Source organism: Streptomyces sp. V4I8, assembly GCF_041261225.1.
GTDB lineage: Bacteria > Actinomycetota > Actinomycetes > Streptomycetales > Streptomycetaceae > Streptomyces.
Window position 1 is genome coordinate 9,407,071 of record NZ_JBGCCN010000001.1, and the last position, 23,230, is coordinate 9,430,300.

Consider the following 23,230-nt stretch of genomic DNA (forward strand, 5'->3'; position numbering starts at 1 on the left):
CAGCAGTCACGGCAAAGACCGTTGCAGTACTAGTTGAAGCCTGCGGGCACTCAGGGCGTCGGAAGCGACATAAGGGGAGCGGCCTCACCGGCCGCTCCCCTCTTCGTTCCCGAGACGTGTTAGCGCGCGTTGAGGGGCGGCTTTCCGTGATTACGGGCCAGCCGGTCTCGTCGGCTCTCGGGGGCGGACTGAGACGGGGGTTTCTGCGTGCCGGAGGGAGTGAAAACGATCAGATACGCCTCCAGGTCGGAGGCGTCCTCGGTATCAGCGCCCGGCGCGGCATCCTCGAACCGCTCCCGGGAGTCGGAGCGGCCTTGCGCCCACACCTGCACGTCATACGTGTGCGACGGATCCAGATCAATAGCGGGCTCGCCCGGGGCGACCTGCTGCCCGAACACCCTGACGGCTTCGCTGGCACTCCGTGCCGGGCCGTTCGTCGTGTCGAACGCAGCCATGCGGCCCGTGTAGACAGGGTGGTACGCCACGGAAGCGAGCAGCTCCCAGCCGGCCCCCGGCCCCCGGCGCCTGGCCTTGCTTCCGCTGAGGGCCAGGACCACGGGCGCGGTGTGTTCCTGCACGCGTGATCTCACGACAATGCGACCAGGGGCGACCACGACCGCTTCGCTCGTCTGAAAGTCCGGCCTGTCGTCCCGTCGTTCGAAGCCCGGTTCCCACAGCTCTCCGATGGGGAAGTGGCTGTACTCGATGTTGACGGCCCCGGCTTGGCCGATGTGTGGCATGACCAGAGGCTCGCAGGAAATTCGGTGCAGTGCACGCGGATCTTCGGCCAGCCTTCGTGCGCTGGCCGGCTTGGACGGTGACGGTGACGGTGACGCAGTCCCGGGTGATGACGACGGCGATAGGTGTGCCGTCGCCGCGGTAGCCGATGATCCGCAGCCGGCCCTCCTCCGCGGTCATCAGGGCGAGGGCCTGGGCCCCGGTCGCGGGCAGGACGAGGTCGGCGACCCGGTCGACGACGTCCTGCACTCCCACGGCTTGCGTCAGGGGCGCCGCCAGGTGCATCAGGTGGTGGAGCACGGCTGCCCGGCCCGTGGCGGAGGGAGGGGCGGGGAGGGGGACGGCGGACGGACGGGGGGGGCTCCGGCCCCCGGGGCGGGGACGATCCGCACGCTGATGCCCGAAGCGTTCGGGTAGAGGCGGAAGGAGAGCCATCGGTCGGGCGGACGCAGAGCCGTGAAGGACGTGGGCCCGCGGCTGAGCACCGCGGCCCGGTAGCGGTCCTGGGCGACGGGCTCGTTCAGCCAGGGCAAGGCCTCCCAGGGGCGGGCACCCAGCAGATCGGACGGGCCCGCGCCCAGGAGCTCCATGGCGGTGGTGGTGGCGAAGGTGATCCGGCCGTCCCCGTCCAGCCCGCAGCAGCCGCCGGGCAGGCGCTCGGCGAAGTCCACCGCGAACCGCGCCTCGGACGACACGGATGATCTGGTCCCCGGCGGGGGCACCAGACACGGGCCGGCGCCGGGTTTCACAGGGTGGCCGCTGTCGGCGGCATCCCGCAGCAGTGACCCGAGGCGGCGGCAGACGTCGCCGATCGCGTCGCGTTCCCGCGGGCGCAGCTGTGGGGAGCGCGAGCCGGGCCAATGGAGTACGAGCCCGCCCCGCTGAGTGCCGTCGGTGGTGATCGGGGCGGCGCCCAACGCGAAGGGATACGGCAGCACGAGGGCCAGCTGCGGATAGCGGCGCGCCAACTCCTCCTGCCCGGCGAGCCACACCAGGTTGTGTCCCCGCAGGGCGTCGGCCACCGGGCGTCGAGGCCCCGAGGGCGGCCCGCTTCCACGGCGCGGCGATCTCCCAGGGGACCCCGCTCAGCACCGCCAGCCTCAGCACCCGCTCGCCCGGATCCAGCAAGTACATGGCGCCCACACCGGCGCCGGTGTCCCGCATGCCCTGCACCAGGGCAGCCGTCAACTCCGGACCGAAGCCCGTTCCGGTCACGGAGCGGGCGACGTCAGGCACACCCTCACCCCCTGCCGGTGGCAGCGGCCCGGGGGAACCCACCTGTCCACTGGGAACTCACCGGGGCACCCAGTGGGCGCCGGCCGCCCTATGCGTCCATGAACGGACGATACGCCTGCATCGTGGCGGGGGCATTCGGTGCGCTGACGGCCCGCCCCCTGCGACCGGACCGTCGGAGCAGCCTCTGAGACGCCGCGGAGCGGGTACCCGTGGCGTGCCGATGAGTGGCTTCCACCGCGACGACTTCCACGCGGCGGACTTCCAAACGACGGACTTCCACGCGACGGACTTCCATACGACGGACTTCCACCGCGGCGAACGGAGGTGGACGGCCATGGGGCGGAGCGGCGAGGGCGGACGTCGGATGCTCGCCGGTCTGCTGTACGCCAGCCATCTCATGCCGATCGAGCTGCTTCGGCCAAGGCGTCCGAATGCGCACGCGCCGCCTCACTGCACGAGGTGCTGATCTACGTGGCCGACCTGCAGCGCAACTTACACCGACGGCATCACCGAGGCGCGCCGCCCCGGTGACCGGGAATTCGGTCTGGAAACGCTTCACGGACTTCCTCATCCGCCACCACGCCGACGGTCTGCCCGTCCCCGAAACGTTGCGCCGCCTCATCCACGCAGTCCTCGAATACCACGACGGCCGGCTCCAGGACGACGCCACCGTCCTGCTGTGCGAATGGATCGGCCCGCGCATGGAGCCCGTCCACGCGGCGGCCGACCTGACCGGCCTGTCGTCCGACCCCTCCGACCGGTGAACCGGCGCCGCGCTTACCCGCGCGTAATAGGGGAACTCAGAGCACACCACAAACCGCCGCATCCGCCCAGGGCGGGGCACCCCCACCCTGTGGGCAGGCGCTCGGATCCCGAGGAGCGACCGTGACCATGTGCATCGGAGTGGAGGAGGAGTTCCACGTCCTGGAGGTGGAGAGCGGAAGGCTCGTCTCGCGCGCCGACGCGGTCCTGCGACGGCTTTCCAGACAGACCTTCACGACCGAGCTGCATCAGTGCACGGTGGAGTCCAACAGCGGAGTGCACACATCCCTGCACGACCTGTACGAGGACCTCACCAGGACGCGCAGGCAGCTCGACACGGCCGCCTCCTCCCTGGGGCTGGCCGTGATGGCCGCCGGTACGGCCCCCCTGGCCCCCGCGGCCCTGATGCCGCCCACCGCCGAGGAACGCTACCGCCACATGACCGAGGAGTACCGCAAAATCGCCGACGAGCAGCTCATCTGCGGCGCACAGGTCCATGTGGACGTACCCGACCGCGACACCGCCGTGCGGGCCATGTGCGAGGTCTCGCCCTCGCTGCCGGTCCTGCTGGCCCTCTCCGCCAGCTCACCGCTCTGGCAGGGCGCCGACACGGGATACGCGAGCTGGCGGACCTTGCTGTGGCAGCGCTGGCCCACCGCCGGGCCGGTCGGCTGCTTCCCGAACGCCGCCGAGTACGACGCCGCGGTGGACGACCTCGTACGGGCCGGGATCATCAGCGACGAGGGGATGATCTACTACGACGTCCGCCCCTCCGCCCATCTGCCCACGCTGGAACTGCGCACCTGCGACGCCTGCCCGCACCCGGAGACCGTCGTCCTCATCGCCGGACTCTTCCGCGCCCTGGTGACCGAGGCCCTCGAACGGCTCAGCCGACCCGACGCCTCCGCGTGCACGGGCCGGCACGAGTGGCTGCGGGGTGCGACATGGCGGGCCGCCCGGTCCGGGCTCGAAGGCACACTGGTCGACCCCGAGACGCACCAGGAGGCTCCCGCGCAGCAGGTCGTGCGGAACCTGCTCGTCCGGCTGCGGCCCGCCCTGGAGGCTCACGGAGACTGGCACACCGTCCGGGAGCTGACCGAGGCGGCCCTGGCGGACGGAAGCGCCGCCCGGCGCATCCGCCGTGCGGCCCAGGAGGAGGACCTGCTGGGCTGCGTCGACATGCTGATCGCCGAGACCCGGGGCGAGCGCGGACAGCGCACGCCCGTCCGGCGGCGGCTCGACCGCGAACTCGCCCCGACGGTCGTCGCGGGCGGTTCGCGCTCCTCCGCAGGGCGCGGTTCGATAGACGGCATCGGACGCTGACGTGCCGGTGAACGTCTCCGGGCCGCCCATCGGTCCGCGGTCGCCGGCGCATCGTGCCGCCAGCGGCAGGAGCCGCTCCGGCAGGCCGCGCGGCCGTACGACGAAGTTCTTCTCCGCGTGCAGAAGGGGTTTCGTGATGTCTCGCACCACCGACCGGATCCCGACCGACGGGCGCCTGCCGGCGCTCCCGCCCCAGCGTGTCGATGCCGGGGCGCGGAAGGGAGGCGGGCCGTCATGTGCGGTCTGACCGGGGAGATCCGCTTCGACGGCCGGCGAGCCGACCTGGCGGCGGTCAAACGTATGAGTGGCATGCTCGCCACCCGTGGGCCCGACGGGCAGGGCACCTGGGCGCAGGGGGCGGTCGCGCTGGGACACCGGCGACTGAAGATCATCGACCTCTCGGACCGCGGAGCCCAGCCGATGACCGATGCCCGCGGCGAGGTCACCGGCGTCTTCAACGGCTGTGTGTACAACCATCCGGAGCTGCGCGAGGAACTGCGCGGCCTCGGGCACCGGTTCACGTCGACGTCGGACACGGAAGTGGTGCTCAAGGCCTACCAGCAGTGGGGTACCGCCTGCGTCGAGCACTTCCTCGGCATGTTCGCCTTCGCGATCGTCGAGCACCGGACCGGCCGGGTCGTCCTCGCCCGGGACCGGCTCGGGATCAAGCCCCTGTACCTGGCGCGGACACCGGGCCGGCTGCGGTTCGCCTCGACCCTGCCCGCCCTCCTCGCCGCCGGAGACGTGGACACCTCCCTCGACCCGGTGGCCCTCCACCACTATCTGAGCTGGCACGCCACCGTCCCGGCGCCGCGCACCGTCCTCAACGGGGTGCGCAAGCTCCCGCCCGCCACCGTGCGGGTCATCGAACCGGACGGCACGCACCGGGACCACCGCTACTGGCAGCCGTCCTACACGCGCCGTGCCGAGTGCGCCGGCATGGGCGCGGACGAATGGCGGGACGCGGTGCTGGACGGACTGCGCACGGCCGTACGCCGCAGGATGGTGTCCGACGTGGAGGTCGGTGTCCTGCTCTCCGGTGGCCTCGACTCCAGTCTGATCGTCGCGCTCCTGGCCGACGAGGGACAGCGTGACCTGAGGACGTTCAGCGTCGGGTTCGAGACCGAGGGCGGTGAGAAGGGCGACGAGTTCCACTACTCGGACCTGGTGGCCCGTGAGTTCGGCACCGCCCACCAGCAGCTGATGGTGCCCTCCGACCGGGTGTCGACGGCCCTGGACGGGGCGATCGGGGCCATGAGCGAGCCGATGACCAGCCACGACGTGGTCGCCTTCTACCTGCTTTCCGAGCAGGTGTCCAAGGAGGTCAAGGTGGTGCAGAGCGGGCAGGGTGCCGACGAGGTCTTCGCCGGCTACCACTGGTACCCGCAGCTGGCCGAGGTCTCCCGCGAGGACGAACCGGAGCGGTACGCCGCGACGTACTTCGACCGGCCGCACACCGACCTCGCCCGGGTCCTGCGGCCGGAGATGCTGCCCCGCGACGACGTCTCGGACAGCTTCGTCCGCGATCACATGGCGGCGCCGGGGGCGCAGACCGCGCTGGACGCCGCTCTCCGGCTGGACACGCACGTCATGCTCGTCGACGACCCCGTCAAGCGGGTCGACAACATGACCATGGCCTGGGGCCTGGAGGCCCGGGTGCCCTTCCTCGACCACGAACTGGTGGAGCTGGCGGCCGCCTGCCCGCCGGAGCTGAAACTCGCCGACGGCGGCAAGGGCATAGTGAAGGAGGCGGGCCGCAAGCTCCTGCCCCGCGAGGTCGTCGACCGCCCCAAGGGCTATTTCCCCGTCCCGGCCATCCGGCACATGGCGGGTCCCGTCCTGCAACGCGTGCGTGCGGCACTCGAGGCACCTGAGGCGAAGCGACGCGGCCTGTTCCAGGAGTCGTACGTGGCCGAGCTTCTCGCGGCACCCGACGAGCACCGGACCAGGCGCGGGGCGAACGCCCTGTGGCAGATTGCTTTGCTGGAGATATGGCTGCAGACCCACGGAATCAAGTGACCGACGACGGGGGCATGCGGGGGGCGCAGGTCCCGGCGCCCGCGTTCATGCGTCCCGGGACCCTCGCCTCGGCCTCCGTGCACCCCCGGGACAGCCGGACGGGGGACCTCCACGAGGCTGCCCGCGCCGCCCCGGAGCCGGTGCCGTTGCCCGAGGCGGGCGGCCCGCGCGACGCCGTGACCCGGCTGCGCGCGCACGGCTGCTGGTACCCCTCGGCCAACGCCGACGGCACCGAGACGGCCTTCATCTGCGACCGGGGCGGTGTGCCCCAGCTCTGGGCCGGCTCCGTCGACAGCGACGAGGTCCGGCTCCTCGACTCCTCACCGGATCCCGTCAAGGAGGTGCTCTGGTCACCGGACGGCCGCTGGATCGCGTACACCACCGCGCCGGGCGGCGGTGAGCACTCACGCGTGCTGTGCGTGCGGCCCGACGGCACCGGCCGCCGCCTCCTGGCAGGGTCCGACCCGGCCAGTTCCGCCTATCTGGGGTGCTGGGCGCACGACAGCTCCGCCGTCGCCGTCACCTTCGCGGCGCCTGCCGCCCCGCGGTACGAGGGCTTCGCAGGGCACACCGTGACGGAACCGGACCCGGCTGACGGCCACTTCGACGGCACCCGCCTGGCAGCCGACTGGGCGGACCGGGACGGTCGCGCGACGCTCCTCGGCCCCGCCGCCTACGACGCGGCGCACGGCCGGGAGTCGAGCGGCACACCGGCCGGCACCACCTCTCCGGCCGCACCCGGCATGGCACCTCCGGCCGCACCCGCCGTCCGGCCCGACGGAGGCCTGTCGGTCTACCTGATCGACCCCGACGGCCTGGCTTCCCCCGTTCTGCTCACCACGGAGACGCACGCCGCCTCCCTGCGGCTGTGCGATCTCAGCCGCGACGGCGGCCTCGCGCTGCTGCGACGGGGGCCGCGCGGACGGCGCGAGGCCGTCGTCCGGCGCACCGCCGACTCGGAGAACACCTTCGCCATGCCGGTCGCCGACGGCGACCCGTGGATCGGCCGGTTCTCCCCGGACGGACGGACCCTGTGGCTGCGCAGCAACGCCGCCCAGGGGTACGCGGCGCTCTTCGCCGTCGCTCTGGACACCGACGGCGGGTCACACGGTGTGTCCCTCGTGGCGGAACGCGAGGGCAGCGACCTCGAACTCCTGGCGCTCGCGCACGACGGCCGCACGGCCGCGCTGGCCTGGAACGTCCAGGGGGCGAGCGAGCTGGAACTCGTCGAGACCTTCCCGGCCCGGCAGGCCCCGGACAGCACGGGCCCCGCACGGCCCGTTCCCCTGCCCCACGAGGTCGTCACCCGCGTGACGGCCGCCGGCACCGGGCGCCTGCTGCTCGCCCTGTCCGGGTCACAGCGCCGGCCGGGTGTCTGGTGGGCCCACGAAGGCGTGGCCATGCTGCGCACCCCGTGGTCCTCCCAGGACCGGGATGCCGTCCCGCCGGGCCGCCCGCCGGTGCGCCCCGTCCCCCTGCGGCTCACAGCGAGGGACGGGCTGCCCCTGAGCGGCTGGTACTACAGGGCGCCCGGACGTCCCTCCGACGAACCGGCGCCGTGCGTGATCCATCTGCACGGCGGTCCCGAGGAACAGGAACGTCCGGTGTTCCACCCGCTCTACCACGAGCTGGTCGGGCGAGGCCTGGACGTCTTCGCGCCCGACGTCCGCGGCTCCCTGGGGCACGGCCGCTCCTTCGTCGACGCCGACCTCGGCGCAGGACGCTTCGCGGCGTTCGACGACGTCGCCGACTGCGCGGGCCACGCCGTCATGGCCGGCCCGGCCGATCCGACGCGGCTGGCGGTCATGGGCCGCTCGTACGGCGGCTATCTGACCTTCGCCTCCGTCGTCTGGCACCCGGATCTGTTCCGCGCCGCTGTCGCCGTCTGCGGGATGTCGGACTTTCTCACCTTCTTCGCCGGCACCGAGCCGTGGATCGCGGAATCGGCCGCGCACAAGTACGGCCACCCGGAACGCGACCGTGAGCTTCTGCATGCCCTGTCGCCGATGAGCCGCATCGACGCGCTGCGTGTCCCGCTCCTCGCCGTCCACGGCGAACACGACACCAACGTGCCGCCGGGGGAGTCCCAGCAGTTCGTACGCGCCGCGCGTGAACGTGGCCTCGACGCCGAGCTGCTGACCCTTCGCGACGAGGGCCACGACTTCCTGCGCTCGGACAACCGGCGCCTGTTCCGCCGGGCCGCCGCGGACTGGCTGGAACGGCACCTGCACGCGTGAACCGTCTACAAAGCCACCGCCATGGCGATCAGCCCGATCGCCACCAGGACCACCACCAGCATGATCAGGACGAGCGGCCCCGGCCCCCAGCCCCTGCGCAGATCGGACTGGGGATAGGAGATGCCGGACGTACTGCTCTCCTCGGCGGGCGGGGTCTCACCGGGTGGCACGAGGCCCCCGGGGTCGAGATGTGGAGTTCGTGTCGGCTCGGGATCGGGGTTCGTCATGGCACACCCTCCTCTCCGGGATGGGTTGCTGCGAAGTCCGTTCACCTGTTGGGGCGCGCGGCGCTGATGTCGCCGAGAGCCGATTCGGGATCGCGCTCGATGGCCAGGTCACCGATGGAGACGATGCCCACCGCGTGACGTTCCTGGTCGACGACCGGTACACGCCGGACGGAATGCTCACGCATCACCTTCACCGCGAGCCCCAGGTCGTCGTCGGGCTTCACCGTGACCAGATCCTCGCTGCACGCCTCGGCCACGGTCGTGTTGCCGGGATCGCCGCCCTCGGCCATGGCGCGGATCACCAGGTCACGGTCGCTGACCAGGCCGCGCAGCTGCTCGCCCTCGGTGACCAGCACGGCGCCGATGTTCTCGTCGCGCATCATCCGGGCCACCGTCTGGACCGAGGTCAGCGGTTCGACGGTCGTAAGGTCGGACGTCATGACGTCGCGGACATGCTGAGTCATGGGAACGTCCCTCCGTGGAGTGGGGCGGTGCCTTTCACCGCCGTGCGGCCACCGAGTACCCGTGGACGACCCGGCTCCCACGTAACCCGTGTGGCCGCCTTTCACCGTGCGGCCCGCCGGCTCGTCGTCGATGCTGATCCTCCACGCCACAGAGGTCACGACGTGAGCGGATGCGATGCGCGATGCCGATCAGTAGAGGGTGCCGCGGCCTTCTGGTGGCCGCGCTCGCCGTGACGACCGGCTGCGGTGCCGCCGCGGGGCGAGCGCGGCGACGCCGCATCCGCTGCCGCGACCGGATTCACGGGCGCCCTGCAACGGGCCGACGGCAGACGGGCGTGCGCTCTGCTGGCGCCGAGAACGCTCGACGAACTGGAGAAGTCCGAGCGGACGTCCTGCGCTCAGGCGGTGGTCCAGGAGCGGCTGCCCGCCGGGCACACGGTCCGCAAGGTCGACGTGTACGGCGATCAGGCCCGGGTCGTCCTCACCGACGACACGCTGTTCCTGGCCCACTTCCCGTCCGGCTGGAAGGTGACCGCCGCCGGGTGCACGCCCCGCCCGGAGCAGCCGTACGACTGCACGGTCAAGGGCGGGTGAGGGCACGGTGCGGACCATGTTCAGCCTGTGCCTGCTTCTCGTGCTCGGCGGCCTCGCCTACTTCATGACGCTGGGGCTGATGCACCGATGACCGTGCGTCGCTTCCTGCGCGAGAACGGCCTGAGCCTGGCGTTCGGGACCGGCTTTCTGCTGGCCCTGTGCGGACAGGCGATCGCGGGGCACGCTGACTTCAACAACGCGCTGGTCAGCGACGGAATGCAGCCGATCGGCCTGGGCGCCTACCTGACCTCGTCGGACTTCGCCGTCGATGTGACGGAGAACTGGCAGTCCGAGTACCTGCAGTTCTTCCTCTACATCTTCGTCACCGTCTGGCTGCTCCAGCGCGGCTCGCCGGAGTCCAAGGAGCTCGACAAGGCAGGCCCCGAGTCCGACGAGGACCAGCTCACCGGGGAGCACGCCCCGGCCGACGCTCCCCGCTGGGCACGCGTCGGCGGCTGGCGCCAGGCGGTGTACTCCAGGTCGCTGGGCCTGGTGATGGGAGGCATCTTCCTGCTGTCCTGGCTGGCCCAGTCCGTCACCGGCGCCGCCGCCTACAACGAACAGCGACTGCGCGACCTCCAGGCCCCCGTCAGCTGGGCCCGGTACATCACCGGGGCCGACTTCTGGAACCGCACCTTCCAGAACTGGCAGTCCGAGCTGCTGGCGGTCGCCTCCATGGTCGTCCTGTCGATCTACCTGCGCCAGCGCGGCTCCCCGGAATCCAAGCCGGTCGGCGCCGCCCACACCGCGACGGGCGTGGAGGGCTGACAACGGGGCGGCGTTAGGCAGCCGTGGCCAGGGGTACCGGGGATGCACCGCGCGCCAGGCGTCGTCGCTGGTCTCCGGGAGGTGGGTATGGACGTCTCGGTGGACAGGATCGCGTTGCCGTGGGGGAGTCGTACCCCGTACGGCCGGGACGAGGCGTGGCCCGTGCGGGTGGACACGTGCCTCGCCGACGGGGTCGACGCGGGCGGCGTGCAGCGGTGGGTGCAGGCCGCGTCGATCCTGCACTCCGACGGGGACGCGATGGACATCGCGGTCCTGGACGGGCGCATGGTCGGGGTGCGCGGCCGGGCGCAGGACCGTGTGAACCGCGGCCGGCTGGAGCCCAAGGACCTCTTCGCCTGGCAGGCCAACGCCTCCCCCGACCGGCTGACGAGGCCGCTCGTGCGCCGGGACGGACGCCTCGTGGAGTGCGACTGGGCCACCGCGATGGACAGGATCGTGGCCCACTCCCGGGAACTGCTGGAGGAACGCGGCCCGGGAGCGATCGGCTTCTACACCACCGGCCAGCTCTACCTGGAGGAGTACTACACGCTCGCCGTGCTGGCCCGGGCCGGCATCGGCACCAACCACCTCGACGGCAACACCCGCCTGTGCACGTCCACCGCCGCCGAGGCGCTGAAGGAGTCCTTCGGCTGCGACGGACAGCCCGGCACCTACGACGACATCGACCACGCCGACGTCATCGCACTGTTCGGCCACAACCTCGCCGAGACACAGCCCGTGCAGTGGATGCGCGTCCTGGACCGGCTGGAGGGCGCGGATCCGCCCCGCCTGCTGTGCGTCGACCCGCGCCCCACACCGGTGGCCCGCGAGGCCACGGTGCACCTGGCGCCCCGCCTCGGCACGAACGTGGCACTGCTCAACGCGCTGCTGCACGAGATCATCCGTACCGACCGCGTCGACCACGACTACATCGCGGCCCACACCGTCGGCTACGAGGAGCTGGCCTCCCGGGTGCGGGACAGCACCCCCGAGTGGGCGGCGGCGATCTGCGACGTACCCGCCGCCCGCATCACCGAGGCCGCCGAACTCCTCGGCTCGGCCGACCGGCTCCTGTCCACCGTGCTCCAGGGCGTCTACCAGTCCCACCAGGCCACCGCGGCCGCCGTACAGGTCAACAACCTCCACCTGATCCGCGGCATGCTCGGCCGGCCCGGCGCGGGCGTGCTCCAGATGAACGGGCAGCCCACCGCGCAGAACACCCGCGAGTGCGGCGCCGACGGGGATCTGCCGGGCTTCCGCAACTGGCAGAACGACGCGCACATCGCCGAGCTGGCCGACCTGTGGAACGTCGACCCGAAGACCATCCCGCACTACGCCCCGCCCACCCACGCGATGCAGATGTTCCGCTACGCCGAACAGGGCTCGCTGCGCATGCTGTGGGTCACCGGCACCAACCCCGCGGTGTCGCTGCCCGAGCTGTCCCGGATCCGCTCGATCCTGGCCCAGGAGCGCCTCTTCGTGGTGGTGCAGGACCTGTTCCTCACCGAGACCGCGCAGCTGGCGGACGTGGTACTGCCCGCGGCGACATGGGGCGAGAAGACCGGCACCTTCACCAACGCCGACCGCACCGTCCACCTGTCCGACAAGGCCGTCGAACCGCCTGGCGAGGCCAGGCCCGACCTGGAGATCTTCCTCGACTACGCGGCCCGCATGGAGCTCCGGGACAAGGACGGCGGCCCGCTGATCACCTGGCACGACCCGGAGTCCGCGTTCGAGGCGTGGAAGCGGTGCAGCGCCGGCCGCCCCTGCGACTACACCGGCCTCACCCACGCGCGACTGCGCGGCGGGACCGGCATCCAGTGGCCGTGCGACGAGGACGCCCCGCACGGCACGCAACGCCTCTACACCGACGGCATCACCTGGGCACACCCCGACGTCTGCGAGTCCTACGGCAAGGACCTGGAGACCGGCGCGACCGACGACGTCGTCGAGTACCGCTCGCTCAACCCGGAGGGCAAGGCCGTGATCAGGGCGGCCGCGTATCTGCCGCCGCACGAACAGCCCGACGACCAGTACCCGTTCCAGCTGGCCACCGGCCGGACGATCTACCACTTCCACACCCGTACGAAGACCGGGCGCACCCCCCAGCTGAACGAGGCCGCCCCCGACGTATGGGTGGAAGCCTCCGCGTCCGACGCGTCCGCGCTCGCACTGGAGGAGGGCGACCTGGTGGAGGTCAGCACGCCGCGCGGCGCGATGCGCGGGCGGCTGCGGGTGACGGGCATCCGGCCGGGACTGCTCTTCGTCCCCTTCCACTACGGCTACTGGGACACCAAGGCCGGGCACGCGCCGGACGGCGAGACGGCCGGGCGCGCCGCGAACGAGACCACCGTCACCGACTGGGACCCCGTCTCCAAGCAGCCGCTGTTCAAGACCGCCGCGGCCGCCCTCCGCCGCGTCGAACGCGGTGACGGCCACCCCGCTCCCGCACCGACGACCACCGCCTCCGCGCCCTCCCGCGCGGACGCCGTGCCGGGCACGACCGGCGGCCCCGCCGCCCTCGTGAAGGAGGACGCCGGATGAACGGCATCACCCTCACCCTGCGCGCCCTCCACCACGGCGAACAGCGCCTGGCGGACGAGCTGACGGCCGTCGCGGAACGTCATCGCACGGAGCACGAGGTCCACCATGTCGCCACCGACCTCGCCCGCTGGTCCCGCGAACACGTCCAACGGGTGGCCGACACCGGCCGCGACCACGGCGTGAACCTCGCCGGCCCTGCCGACCACGACACCTCGGGCCTGCTGTCGACGCTCAGGCAGAAGGCGGCCGAGGCGGTGGGCCGGCGCCCGGAACCGGGCCTCCTGCTGCTGCGCGACCTGCGCGAGCTGCACCTCGACGCCACGGAGAACTCCCTGTACTGGGAGATGCTCGCCCAGGCCGCACAGGCCACCAGGGACGACCCGCTCCTCGCCCTGGCCTCCGCCTGCCATCCGCAGACGCTGCGGCAGCTGCGCTGGACCAACACCATGATCAAGAACCTCTCGCCACAGATCCTGACCAGCCTGTCCTGACCTGCTTGTGAGGACCGATTGACCACGCCGTGGCACAGTGGCGCTATGTGCGGCCGTTATGCCTCCACCCGCAGCCCCGAGGATCTCGCCCAGCTCTTCCAGGTAGCCGAGTGGCATCCGGAGGAAACCCTCGCGCCCAGCTGGAACGTGGCGCCGACCGACGAGGTCTGGGCCGTCCTGGAGCGCACACCACGCGGCGCCGACGAGGACGAACCCGCGCGGCGCCGGCTGCGGCCGCTGCGGTGGGGTCTGGTGCCCTCGTGGGCGAAGGACGCGAAGATCGGCGCGAAGCTGATCAACGCGCGGGTGGAGACCGTGCACGAGAAACCCGCCTTCCGCCGGGCGTTCGTCAAACGCCGCTGTCTGCTGCCGGCCGACGGCTTCTACGAGTGGGACGAGGTCAAGGACGGCACGTCGGGCAAGGTCCGCAAGCAGCCGTACTTCATCCACCCGGAGGACGGGCAGGTGCTGGCCCTTGCCGGGCTGTACGAGTTCTGGCGGGATCCCGAGATCAAGGATGCCGACGATCCCGCCGCCTGGCTGCTGACCTGCACCATCATCACCACCGAGGCCACCGACGCCGCCGGCCGCATCCATCCCCGCATGCCGCTCGCCCTCACCCCCGAGCACTACGACGCCTGGCTCGACCCCGAGCACCGGTCGACCGACGACCTGCGCGCCCTGCTCACCCCACCGGCAGACGGTCACCTGGACGCGCGCCCGGTCTCTCCGGCCGTCAACAGCGTCCGCAACAACGGTCCGCAGCTGCTGGACGAGGTGCCCGCCCCCTGACCTGGCTGAAGGTGAGTTCTCGGTAAGGGTTGCCCCGGCGGACGGCCTGAAGACGCATTTGACATCCGTTTTCATCTAGCGTGGGTCGAAGCCGGGCTGGATGGAGCTCGGCGGACATTCGCCGTCTTCCCCTGCCTCGGAGGAATCCATGCCCGCGCCCTCGACCCGACTCCTCGCCCCGCTCATAGTCAGTGCCTGCCTCATCTGCCTTGCCGGCTGCGGCGGTTCGTCCGGCTCCGGAAGTGATGACAACGATGCCGCGCAGAGCCCCGCCGCGGCGACCGTCATCCCGGTCGTCGCCTCCACGAACGTCTACGGCGACATGGCCGAGCGAATAGGCGGCGGCAAGGTGCAGGTCACCTCGGTCATCAGCGACCCCGACCAGGATCCGCACTCCTACGAGGCCAGCACCCAGAACCGGTTGGCGCTTTCCAAGGCCAAGGTCGTCATCGAGAACGGCGGAGGTTACGACGACTTCATCGACCGCATGCTGAAGAGCGGCGACTCGTCCGCCGAGGTGATCAACGCGGTCAAGGTCTCCGGGAAGACGGCCCCGGCGGGCGGGGAGCTCAACGAGCACGTCTGGTACGACTTCCCCACGGTCGCCAAGCTCGCCGACCGCATCGCCGCCGCCCTGGCCGAGGCCGACCCGGCCGACGCCGCCACCTTCACCAAGAACGCCAAGGGCTTCGAGGAGAAGCTCAAGCCGCTGGAGCAGAAGGAAGCCCGGATCAAGGCCGACCACGGCGGCGAGCGCGTGGCCATCACCGAGCCCGTGCCGCTGTACCTGCTCCAGGCCGCCGGGCTGGAGAACGCGACGCCCGCGGAGTTCAGCGAGGCCATCGAGGAAGGCGGCGACGTCTCCGCCCGGACCCTTCAGGAGACGCTGGCGCTGTTCTCCGACAAGAAGGTCAAGGCGCTGGTCTACAACGAGCAGACCTCCGGCCCCCAGACCGAGAAGGCCGAGCAGGCCGCCAAGGCCGCCGGGATTCCCGTGGTCCCCGTGACCGAGACGCTTCCGCACGGCAAGGACTACCTCGGCTGGATGACCGCCAACGTCGACGCGCTCGCGAGCGCGCTGGCCAAGTGAGGCCCTCCACCGTGGCCGCCGACGACACCGCGCTGATCAGTCTGCGCGGAGCGGCCCTGTCCTACGGCGAGCGCGTGCTGTGGCAAGGCCTCGACCTCGATGTGCGGCCGGGCGAGTTCCTGGCCGTACTCGGCCCCAACGGGGCGGGCAAGACCAGCTTCGTACGGGCCCTGCTGGGTCAACGGCAGTTGTCCGACGGCATGTTGACGGTCCTCGGCCGCCCGCCCCGCAAGGGCAGCCGGCACGTCGGCTACGTCCCCCAGCAGGCGACGCTGTCCGCGCAGGCGATGCTGCGCGCCCGCGACCTGGTCCGCTTCGGCATCGACGGGCACCGCTTCGGACCCCGGCCGCGCACGGCCGCCGTACGCCGTCGCGTGGACGAGGTCCTCGCCTCGGTCGGCGCCACGGCGTACGCGGACGTCCCCGTCGGCCTGCTCTCCGGCGGCGAACGGCAGCGCGTACGCATCGGGCAGGCGCTGGTGACCGACCCGCGGATCCTGCTCTGCGACGAACCGTTGCTCTCCCTCGACCTGCACCACCAGCGGGCCGTCACGGAACTGGTGGACGCCCGGCGCCGCTCCCACGGTACGGCCGTGGTGTTCGTGACCCACGAGATCAACCCCGTGCTGGGACTGGTGGACCGTGTGCTCTACCTCGCCCGCGGCGGCTACCGGGTCGGCACGCCCGACGAGGTGCTGACCTCCGAGGCGCTGTCGCAGCTGTACGGCACCCAGGTCGACGTCATCCGCGTCCGGGACCGCGTCACGGTCGTCGCCGTACCCGACGAGGCGGACAGGTCGCCGCACCACCCCGAACTACCGCACGGAGTACGGCCATGACCCTCGCCGACGGGATCTGGCAGCAGATCTTCACCTTCGACCACTACGGCGAACTGCTCGCCCTGGTCCGAAACTCCCTGATCGCCGGAGTGGCGCTCGGTCTGGTCGGCGGCCTGGTGGGCGTGTTCGTGATCATGCGGGACCTGCCGTTCGCGGTGCACGGGATCAGCGAGCTGTCGTTCGCCGGCGCCTCGGCCGCGCTGCTGCTGGGCGTCAACATCGTGGCGGGCTCGATCGTCGGTTCGCTCATCGCCGCCGGGACGATCGGGCTGCTCGGCTCCCGCGCCCGGGACCGCAACTCGGTGATCGGCACGATCATGCCGTTCGGCCTCGGGCTCGGCGTGCTGTTCCTCGCCCTGTACAAGGGTCGGGCGGCGAACAAGTTCGGGATCCTCACCGGGCAGATCGTCGCCGTCGACACCCCGCAGATGTCCTGGCTGCTCGGCACGTCGGCCGTGGTGCTCGTCGCGCTGGCGGTGATGTGGCGGCCGCTCGCCTTCGCCAGTGCCGACCCGGAGGTGGCCGAGGCGCGGGGCGTGCCGGTGCGTGGCCTGTCGTTCGCCTTCATGATCGTGCTGGGCCTCGCGGTCGCGCTGTCCGTCCAGATCGTCGGCGCGCTGCTGGTCCTCACGCTCGTCGTCACACCGGCGGCCGCCGCGGCCCGGATCACGGCCTCACCGGTGCTGTTGCCCGTTCTGAGCGTGGTGTTCGCGGTCGCCTCGATCGAGGGCGGCATCCTGCTGGCCCTCGGCGGATCCCTCCCCATCAGCCCGTACGTCACCACGATCTCGTTCGCGATCTACCTCGTGTGCAGGGCGCTCGGTACCCGCCGGACGCGGAAGTGGGGAGCCGTGCGAGCCACCTCCTGACATGAAGACATGAATGAGTCTTCATTTGTTCCTCTATCGTGGAGGCATGACTTCCACGCTCACCCCACCGTCGGCCGACGCCGCTCCGTCCGCGCGGGCCACGGCCGCGCCCCGGCGGCGTACCCGGCTGCTCGCGTTGCCGGAGGTCCGCTGGGCCGCCGCGGCCACCGCGCTGTTCCTGCTCGCGCTGCCCCTGCAACTCGCCGGAGCGCCCGCTTGGACGTGGGGCCCGCTGTACGCCCTGGCCTACGCCACGGGCGGCTGGGAGCCGGGCTGGGAAGGGCTCAAGGCCCTCAAGGACAGGACCCTCGACGTCGACCTGCTGATGGTCGTCGCCGCGCTCGGCGCCGCCTCGATCGGGCAGGTCATGGACGGGGCCCTGCTGATCGTCATCTTCGCGACCTCGGGCGCCCTGGAGGCGCTCGCCACCGCCCGCACCGCCGACTCCGTGCGCGGCCTGCTCGACCTGGCCCCCGCCACGGCCACCCGGATCGCCGCAGACGGCACCGAACAGACCGTCGCCGTGGAGGAGTTGACGGTCGGCGACACCGTCCTCGTCCGGCCCGGCGAGCGCGTCGGAGCCGACGGCCGGGTGCTGGACGGAGCCAGTGAGGTGGACCAGGCGAGCATCACCGGCGAACCGCTCCCCGCCGCGAAGGAGCCGGGCGACGAGGTGTTCGCGGGCACCCTCAACGGCACCGGCGCCCTGCGCGTCCGCGTCGAGCGCGACGCCTCCGACTCCGTGATCGCCCGGATCGTACGGATGGTGGAAGAGGCGTCCGAGACCAAGGCGCCCACGCAGCTGTTCATCGAAAAGGTCGAACAGCGCTACTCGCTGGGCATGGTGGCCGCGACGCTCGCCGTGTTCGGCGTCCCGCTCGCCTTCGGCGAGGAGTTCTCCGCGGCGCTGCTGCGCGCCATGACCTTCATGATCGTGGCCTCGCCCTGCGCGGTGGTCCTGGCCACGATGCCGCCCCTGCTGTCGGCCATCGCCATCGCCGGCCGGCACGGCGTGCTGGTGAAGTCGGCGGTGGTGATGGAACGCCTCGGCCAGGTCGACGCCGTAGCGCTGGACAAGACCGGCACCCTCACCGAAGGCACGCCGCGGGTGGTCGACGTACGGCCGCTGCCCGGCTGCGGCCTGGACGAGGACGAGTTGCTGAGGCTCGCCGCGGCGGCCGAGCACGCCAGTGAACATCCGCTGGCCCGGGCGGTGGTCGACGCCGCCCGCGACCGGCGTATCGACCTGCCCGCCGCGCAGGACTTCACCTCCGCGCCCGGCCTCGGCGTGAAGGCGGTCGTCGACGGCCGTACCGTCGAGGTGGGGGCCCCGGCCCGGCTGCTCGACGCCCCTGACGGCGAGGTCGTGGCGCTCGCCGAGGCACTTGAGGCCTCCGGCCGTACCGCCGTGGTCGTGGTCGTCGACGGCGACCCCGCCGGCGTCCTCGGCATCGCGGACCGGCTGCGGCCCGACGCCGCCGCCACCGTCGCCGCCCTCACCGCGCTCACCGGCACCGCCCCGGCCCTGCTCACCGGCGACAACCCCCGGGCCGCCGCCCACCTGGCCGCCGAGGCAGGCATCGAGGACGTGCGCGCCGGGCTGCTGCCGCAGGACAAGATGGCCGCGGTCAAGGAGATGGAGGCGGCGGGCCGCAAGGTGATGGTCGTCGGGGACGGCGTCAACGACGCGCCCGCGCTGGCAGCCGCCCACGTCGGCGTCGCCATGGGCCGGGCGGGCTCCGACCTCGCCCTGGAGACCGCCGACGCGGTGATCGTCCGCGACGAACTCGCCGCCGTCCCCGCCACCGTCGCCCTCTCCCGCCGCGCCCGGAAACTGGTCGTTCAGAACCTCGTCATCGCCGGGGTCTTCATCACCGGCCTCGTCGTCTGGGACCTCGCCGGCACGCTGCCGCTGCCCCTCGGTGTCGCGGGCCACGAGGGCTCCACGGTCCTCGTCGGCCTGAACGGGCTGCGCCTGCTGCGGGACGCGGCCTGGGAGCGGGCGGCGGCCGACGGGACCGGCTGACGGGATCGGCTGACGGGGCTGTCGTCCCGGTCGAGGCCGGCGGCCCATGGCACATGGCACAGGGGCCGCCGGTCCGCCCGGGGACACACCCGAGCAGGCCGACGGCCCCTGCCGGTCCCGCCTTTGCGGTCAGCCGCAGCGGCCCGCCGGCCGAGTGCGGGTCACCACAGCGGTGATGCCGGTGGTCGAGTCCAGCCACACCACCCGGCCGCTCCCGACCGCGGAAGCCGACGACTGCTCGCCGCGGTTGCAGGAGACCCGGCCCTTGCGGGTGGCCGGATCGTCGGGTGCACCCGACGCGGCGAACTGGTACAGCTTCGGCGCCGATTCATTGCCGATCGGGGCGCCGGCCAGGTAGGAGCCGACCGTCACCCTGTCCTCGGAGACCGTCAGGTCGTAGGCGTTCAACGCGTCCGGCCCGGTCTCCGGGCTGAGGTCCACCACACCGGAACCGTCGAGCGCGGCGCGCCGCAGGGCCCTCTTCCCGTCCGTGGGGTCGTCGTCGAGGAGCCAGAAGACATGCGTGCCGTTGATGGCCGTCGGGCCGAGACCCGTGCCGTCCGTGGTCACTTGGACCGCCTTGTTCTCGCCGGTCGCGACGTCGATGACCCGCGTGCTGACCGCGTACTCGGCGCGTACCCGCCGTCTCTCCTGGTAGGCGACCCTGCCGTGGCTCACCGACGGAGCCCAGGCCCGGTGGTAGGTGCCCCCGCCGATGCTCTCCACGTTCGCCGGGTCCTTGATGCTCAGATGGGCCACGGCCCGCCGCCCGCCGTAGGTCACGTAGTCGAAGGCGACGAGGTCACCGTCGACGTCCACCGAGCTGCCGGGGGCCCGGCCGTGCCAGAGCTTCTTCACGGGGCCGCCCGCGAGCGGCCTGGCCAGCACGTCGACGCCGTCGGAGCCGTACGCCTGCCACACCACCGTCTTCCCGTCGGTGGCCGGATTGACGTGGTAGCGCCCGTCGTTGGGGCTCATCAGCTTGATCCGTCCCTCGCCGTCGGCGCGCCCGGCCCACACCGAATACGGCTCCGAGCCGCCCTCGTCGGACTTCGACGCGGCCCACCAGCCGCCGCCGGCGCCCAGGTGGGTCCGGGTCGTGTTGACGCGGTCGAGGAGGAGGTCGGAGTCCACGCCCAGGGCCGACTCCCAGCCGGGCACTATGCCGTGCGCGGTGAAGGCGCGGTGCAGGGCCTTCTGCCCCGCCGCCGGGATCGCGAGGTCGGCGGCGGCCGCGAGCACGGCGGCCCGTGTCTCGGTGAACCCGTCGAGCGGCGTGAGGTACTCGGTCAGCGCCCGGTGGACGACCTTGTCCATCGCGTCGGCGCCCAGGTCCTCACGGGCGTCCCACAGCGCGCCGCCGACGATGGTCGAGTTGAGGTGGACGCCGCCGTTGTCGGTGGCGAAGCCGACGCCGAGGAACGACTTGGCCGTGGTCCGCCCGTCACCGAGGTCGCGCAGCGCGCAGTCACGCGGGGACTTCGTACGGCACAGCCGCTCGCCCAGCAGGCCCGAGTCCGGGTCCGTCTCCGGGATGCCGTACACGTCCGCCTCGATGGCGTTGCCGAAGTAGTCGGCCAGCGCCTCGTTCACCGCCCCGGACTGACCGGCGTAGACGAGATTCGCGGAGTGCTCGATCACGCCGTGTGTCATCTCGTGGCCGACGACGTCCATGGCGGCCGAGAGGGGACGGTACTCGGCGTCGCCGCTCCCGTACACCATCTTCCGGCCGTCCCAGAAGGCGTTGACGTACGGCTGCCCGTAATCGGTCACGCCCACCAGGGAGTTGACGGTCATGCCGTGGCCGTCGAGGCTGTCGCGGCCGTGCTTGGCCAGGAAGTAGTCGTAGACCTGCCCGGCGGCCCAGTGCGCGTCCACGGCGCCCGACTCGGTGGCCTCGCCGTCGAACGCGGGGGTCGGCGAACCGAACTCCCGGATGCCCTCGGGCCATACTCCGCCGACGTCGGTGGCCCACTTGCCGCGCGCGTCCCAGGTGGCCAGGACGTGGTCCGCGCCGTCGTCGGCGGGTATTCGGGAGCGGTCGCGCAGGACGTACTCACCGCGGCTGTCGTCGCGGTCGATGTCGAGGCCGACGGTGGTGCCGTCGAGCCGGACGCCGGTGCCCTTGTCGGCGGCGAGCGCCTTCCCGGCGGGCCGTGCCTCGGCGGGAGAGCCGTCCGTCACCGCCCGCCCCGGTGTCGTGCGAGGGGCGCCGAACGTCCTGACAGCGCTGTACTGAAGGACCGGATATCCGGCGCGGGCGTCGATGTAGACCTCGCGACGCACGGGTTCACCGCTCGCCGGGTCGCTGCCGTGCACGGTGACCTGCCGGGTCAGGACACCTGCCCCGGTGGGCAGGACGACCAGTCCGCGTGCCGTGCCCGCGAGCGGGGACTCCTCGTCGCCCGACCGCGGCGCGGTGAAGTGCCGGTCGCCGAGTTCCGTGCGTACGGCGTTCACCGCACGCTCGACGGCGAGCGCCTCGCCGACCTCGGGCGTCGTGCCCGTGCTCAGCCCGGTGAAGTACTTCCCCGAGGTCCCCGTGACGACGCGCTCGCCGTCCTCGCGCTCCATACGGACGACGTACTGACCGCCCAGGACCGGCACGCCCCGGTGCCGCTGCTGGAGCCGGACCGTCTCGCGGCCGTCCACGGCGGTGGTCCCGGCGGGCACCAGATCGCGCTCGGGGTCCGCGATCCGGTACCGGCTCCGCCTGACGTCCAGATGGGCGCGGGCCGCGGCCGCCGCGCTGCCCTTGGCGGGAGCCTGTTCCCGGATGCCCCGCACCAGCGCCGGGGTATCCGTCTCCTGCCCCGGGATCACCTCGGCCGGCCTCGGTATCGGTGGCGCCGTCTGCGTCGCGGCTTGGGCCGGAGCCGCCGGGACGACGAGTGCGACGACGCTCAACAGCGCCGCCGCACCCGGTAATCCGCTCAGTTGTGGTGTTCTGCCGCCGCCTCTGGCTCTTCTGGGCTGACGCATGGTCTCCCGAACCCCCCTCGGTCGCTGTGCCGGGAGCGGAGCGCCGCCCGGCCAGGGGCCATCGAAGCGGCGATGTGCCGTTCCATCAACGGGGCGGCTGTGCCCACGGGTGACTTCCGGCCGTAGTGGGGGCCGGCGGTCAGCGGCGGGGCGCCCGGCCGCTGCTGCGGCGGACCACCAGGTCGACGGGGACCAGCGACTCCACCCGGGGCGGCTCGACGGGGCCGTCGAGCCGGTCCAGCAGCAGGCGCAGCGAACGGGTGCCGATCTCGGCGAAGTCCGTGCGCACGGTGGTCAGCGGGGGAAGGAAGTGCGCGGCCTCGGGGATGTCGTCGTAGCCCACGACGCTCACCTCGTCGGGGACGGAACGGCCGGCTTCGTGCAGCGCATGCAGCAGCCCCAGGGCCATCTGGTCGTTGGCGGCGAACACGGCCGTGACCTCCGGACGCTCCGCCAGGCGCCGGCCCAGCTCATAGCCCGAGTCGGCGCTCCAGTCGCCGATCAGCGGGGCCGGGACCTCGGCGCCCGCCGCCTCCAGAGTGGCCTGCCAGCTGCCCAGCCGGTGGTCGGCCGAGGTCCAGCCGGTCGGGCCCGCGATATGCCACACGGTGCGGTGACCCAGCCCCAGCAGGTGCTCGGTGGCCTTGCGGGCCCCGGCCCGGGAGTCGCCGGTGACCTGCTGGGTGTCGGCGTCGAGGCCGTTCTCCAGGACGACCAGCGGGGTGTCGAGGCGGGTGTCCGCCAGCGCCTTGCCCACCCACAGCTGCGGGGCGATGGCGATCACCCCGTCCGCGCCCTCGGCGGACAGCCGGTTGACCGCCTCCACGACCGTGTCGGGCTCGGCCGTGTCCAGCGCGATCGAGCTGAGCAGGTAACCGGCCTCCTGCGCCGCCGTGTTGATCGCGGTCAGGATGCTGGCGGGACCGTAACGCGCGGCGTCGAACGAGATCACGCCGACCATCCGGGTTCGCCCGCTGGCCAGCGACCGGGCACTGCGGCTCGGGCGGTAGCCCAGCGTCCGCATGGCCGCCAGAACCGTCTCGCGGGTCTCGGGCCGCACTGACGGATGGTCGTTGAGGACGCGGGAGACGGTCTGCTTGGACACCCCGGCCAGCCGGGCCACGTCGTCCATCACCGGACGCGCACCCGCGAAGTTCCGTCTGCTGCGCCCTCTCGGAGCGGAGTCGTCGGCGGAGCTTGGGGTCATGATGGCTGTTTCCTCGACGTGG

18 protein-coding genes and 1 pseudogene are annotated in these 23,230 nt (G+C 72.1%); 13 read left to right on the top strand and 6 right to left on the bottom strand.

Annotation, left to right across the window (positions count from 1 at the left end):
• Nucleotides 1-119: 119 nt before the first annotated feature.
• Together ABIE67_RS42785 and ABIE67_RS42790 are read right to left on the bottom strand one after the other, a co-directional pair.
• Nucleotides 120-740 carry a hypothetical protein gene (locus ABIE67_RS42785; protein ID WP_370266951.1) on the bottom strand — a complete coding sequence of 207 codons (621 nt, stop codon included), beginning with the start codon at nt 738-740 and terminating at the stop codon, nt 120-122.
• Nucleotides 741-1,022: 282 nt separating this feature from the next.
• Nucleotides 1,023-1,760 (bottom strand): PAS domain-containing protein, encoded by a 738-nt coding sequence (locus ABIE67_RS42790; protein ID WP_370266952.1) that lies wholly within the window; start codon nt 1,758-1,760, stop codon nt 1,023-1,025.
• A gap of 707 nt (nt 1,761-2,467) precedes the next feature.
• Between ABIE67_RS42790 and ABIE67_RS42795 the strand changes: the two are divergent.
• The 4 genes and pseudogenes from ABIE67_RS42795 to ABIE67_RS42810 all read left to right on the top strand — a co-directional run.
• Nucleotides 2,468-2,738 (top strand): annotated as a pseudogene (locus ABIE67_RS42795) (SpoIIE family protein phosphatase); the annotation flags it as partial.
• Between the two features lie 127 nt (nt 2,739-2,865).
• Nucleotides 2,866-4,059: a glutamate--cysteine ligase gene (locus tag ABIE67_RS42800; RefSeq protein WP_370269483.1), complete on the top strand. Its 1,194-nt coding sequence runs from the start codon at nt 2,866-2,868 to the stop codon at nt 4,057-4,059.
• 234 nt (nt 4,060-4,293) lie between these two features.
• Nucleotides 4,294-6,078, top strand: coding sequence for an N-acetylglutaminylglutamine amidotransferase (locus ABIE67_RS42805; RefSeq protein WP_370266953.1), 1,785 nt, complete (start codon nt 4,294-4,296; stop codon nt 6,076-6,078).
• Complete coding sequence (locus ABIE67_RS42810) at nt 6,051-8,315, top strand: prolyl oligopeptidase family serine peptidase (RefSeq protein ID WP_370266954.1); 2,265 nt, start codon at nt 6,051-6,053, stop codon at nt 8,313-8,315. Before ABIE67_RS42805 ends, ABIE67_RS42810 begins: the two co-directional genes overlap by 28 nt.
• A gap of 5 nt (nt 8,316-8,320) precedes the next feature.
• Here the strand turns inward: ABIE67_RS42810 and ABIE67_RS42815 are convergent, their stop codons facing one another.
• Nucleotides 8,321-8,542 carry a DUF6480 family protein gene (locus tag ABIE67_RS42815; protein ID WP_370266955.1) on the bottom strand — a complete coding sequence of 74 codons (222 nt, stop codon included), beginning with the start codon at nt 8,540-8,542 and terminating at the stop codon, nt 8,321-8,323.
• A gap of 41 nt (nt 8,543-8,583) precedes the next feature.
• The gene (locus tag ABIE67_RS42820) at nt 8,584-9,006 is read right to left on the bottom strand and encodes a CBS domain-containing protein (protein WP_370266956.1); all 423 of its coding nucleotides are present in this window, start codon (nt 9,004-9,006) and stop codon (nt 8,584-8,586) included.
• Between the two features lie 246 nt (nt 9,007-9,252).
• Between ABIE67_RS42820 and ABIE67_RS42825 the strand changes: the two genes are divergently transcribed.
• The 9 genes from ABIE67_RS42825 to ABIE67_RS42865 all read left to right on the top strand — a co-directional run bounded on the left by ABIE67_RS42825 (nt 9,253) and on the right by ABIE67_RS42865 (nt 19,019).
• Nucleotides 9,253-9,600 carry a hypothetical protein gene (locus ABIE67_RS42825; protein WP_370266957.1) on the top strand — a complete coding sequence of 116 codons (348 nt, stop codon included), beginning with the start codon at nt 9,253-9,255 and terminating at the stop codon, nt 9,598-9,600.
• A gap of 87 nt (nt 9,601-9,687) precedes the next feature.
• Nucleotides 9,688-10,368, top strand: coding sequence for a DUF6766 family protein (locus ABIE67_RS42830; protein WP_370266958.1), 681 nt, complete (start codon nt 9,688-9,690; stop codon nt 10,366-10,368).
• Nucleotides 10,369-10,455: 87 nt separating this feature from the next.
• A complete protein-coding gene (locus ABIE67_RS42835; protein ID WP_370266959.1) occupies nt 10,456-12,912 on the top strand; it encodes a molybdopterin oxidoreductase family protein in 2,457 nt (818 codons plus the stop codon).
• On the top strand, nt 12,909-13,403 hold the full coding sequence (locus ABIE67_RS42840; RefSeq protein WP_370266960.1) for a hypothetical protein: 495 nt from the start codon (nt 12,909-12,911) through the stop codon (nt 13,401-13,403). Before ABIE67_RS42835 ends, ABIE67_RS42840 begins: the two co-directional genes overlap by 4 nt.
• A 45-nt stretch (nt 13,404-13,448) precedes the next feature.
• A complete protein-coding gene (locus ABIE67_RS42845) occupies nt 13,449-14,195 on the top strand; it encodes an SOS response-associated peptidase (protein WP_370266961.1) in 747 nt (248 codons plus the stop codon).
• A 148-nt stretch (nt 14,196-14,343) separates the two neighbouring features.
• Entirely contained in the window at nt 14,344-15,285 is a 942-nt protein-coding gene (locus ABIE67_RS42850; RefSeq protein ID WP_370266962.1) for a metal ABC transporter solute-binding protein, Zn/Mn family, read from the top strand.
• Nucleotides 15,282-16,124, top strand: coding sequence for a metal ABC transporter ATP-binding protein (locus tag ABIE67_RS42855; RefSeq protein ID WP_370266963.1), 843 nt, complete (start codon nt 15,282-15,284; stop codon nt 16,122-16,124). Before ABIE67_RS42850 ends, ABIE67_RS42855 begins: the two co-directional genes overlap by 4 nt.
• Nucleotides 16,121-16,993, top strand: a complete 873-nt coding sequence (locus ABIE67_RS42860; protein WP_370266964.1) for a metal ABC transporter permease — start codon at nt 16,121-16,123, stop codon at nt 16,991-16,993. The genes ABIE67_RS42855 and ABIE67_RS42860 overlap by 4 nt, the downstream gene beginning before the upstream one ends.
• A 46-nt stretch (nt 16,994-17,039) precedes the next feature.
• On the top strand, nt 17,040-19,019 hold the full coding sequence (locus ABIE67_RS42865; protein WP_370266965.1) for a heavy metal translocating P-type ATPase: 1,980 nt from the start codon (nt 17,040-17,042) through the stop codon (nt 19,017-19,019).
• 129 nt (nt 19,020-19,148) lie between these two features.
• On the opposite strand, the gene ABIE67_RS42870 is transcribed toward ABIE67_RS42865, so the two are convergent.
• Together ABIE67_RS42870 and ABIE67_RS42875 are read right to left on the bottom strand one after the other, a co-directional pair.
• Entirely contained in the window at nt 19,149-22,001 is a 2,853-nt protein-coding gene (locus ABIE67_RS42870) for a M4 family metallopeptidase (protein WP_370266966.1), read from the bottom strand.
• Nucleotides 22,002-22,140: 139 nt separating this feature from the next.
• Nucleotides 22,141-23,208: a LacI family DNA-binding transcriptional regulator gene (locus ABIE67_RS42875; RefSeq protein WP_370266967.1), complete on the bottom strand. Its 1,068-nt coding sequence runs from the start codon at nt 23,206-23,208 to the stop codon at nt 22,141-22,143.
• Between the last annotated feature and the right edge of the window lie 22 nt (nt 23,209-23,230).

What these genes read in the sequence shown, in the direction of transcription:
- ABIE67_RS42805 (WP_370266953.1), top strand. Translation starts at nt 4,294, where the DNA reads ATGTGCGGTCTGACCGGGGAGATCCGCTTCGACGGCCGGCGAGCCGAC.
- ABIE67_RS42840 (WP_370266960.1), top strand. Translation starts at nt 12,909, where the DNA reads ATGAACGGCATCACCCTCACCCTGCGCGCCCTCCACCACGGCGAACAG.
- ABIE67_RS42860 (WP_370266964.1), top strand. Translation starts at nt 16,121, where the DNA reads ATGACCCTCGCCGACGGGATCTGGCAGCAGATCTTCACCTTCGACCAC.
- ABIE67_RS42830 (WP_370266958.1), top strand. Translation starts at nt 9,688, where the DNA reads ATGACCGTGCGTCGCTTCCTGCGCGAGAACGGCCTGAGCCTGGCGTTC.
- ABIE67_RS42850 (WP_370266962.1), top strand. Translation starts at nt 14,344, where the DNA reads ATGCCCGCGCCCTCGACCCGACTCCTCGCCCCGCTCATAGTCAGTGCC.
- ABIE67_RS42865 (WP_370266965.1), top strand. Translation starts at nt 17,040, where the DNA reads ATGACTTCCACGCTCACCCCACCGTCGGCCGACGCCGCTCCGTCCGCG.
- ABIE67_RS42875 (WP_370266967.1), bottom strand. Translation starts at nt 23,208, where the DNA reads ATGACCCCAAGCTCCGCCGACGACTCCGCTCCGAGAGGGCGCAGCAGA.
- ABIE67_RS42815 (WP_370266955.1), bottom strand. Translation starts at nt 8,542, where the DNA reads ATGACGAACCCCGATCCCGAGCCGACACGAACTCCACATCTCGACCCC.
- ABIE67_RS42800 (WP_370269483.1), top strand. Translation starts at nt 2,866, where the DNA reads ATGTGCATCGGAGTGGAGGAGGAGTTCCACGTCCTGGAGGTGGAGAGC.
- ABIE67_RS42785 (WP_370266951.1), bottom strand. Translation starts at nt 740, where the DNA reads ATGCCACACATCGGCCAAGCCGGGGCCGTCAACATCGAGTACAGCCAC.
- ABIE67_RS42835 (WP_370266959.1), top strand. Translation starts at nt 10,456, where the DNA reads ATGGACGTCTCGGTGGACAGGATCGCGTTGCCGTGGGGGAGTCGTACC.
- ABIE67_RS42810 (WP_370266954.1), top strand. Translation starts at nt 6,051, where the DNA reads ATGGCTGCAGACCCACGGAATCAAGTGACCGACGACGGGGGCATGCGG.
- ABIE67_RS42870 (WP_370266966.1), bottom strand. Translation starts at nt 22,001, where the DNA reads ATGCGTCAGCCCAGAAGAGCCAGAGGCGGCGGCAGAACACCACAACTG.
- ABIE67_RS42845 (WP_370266961.1), top strand. Translation starts at nt 13,449, where the DNA reads ATGTGCGGCCGTTATGCCTCCACCCGCAGCCCCGAGGATCTCGCCCAG.
- ABIE67_RS42820 (WP_370266956.1), bottom strand. Translation starts at nt 9,006, where the DNA reads ATGACTCAGCATGTCCGCGACGTCATGACGTCCGACCTTACGACCGTC.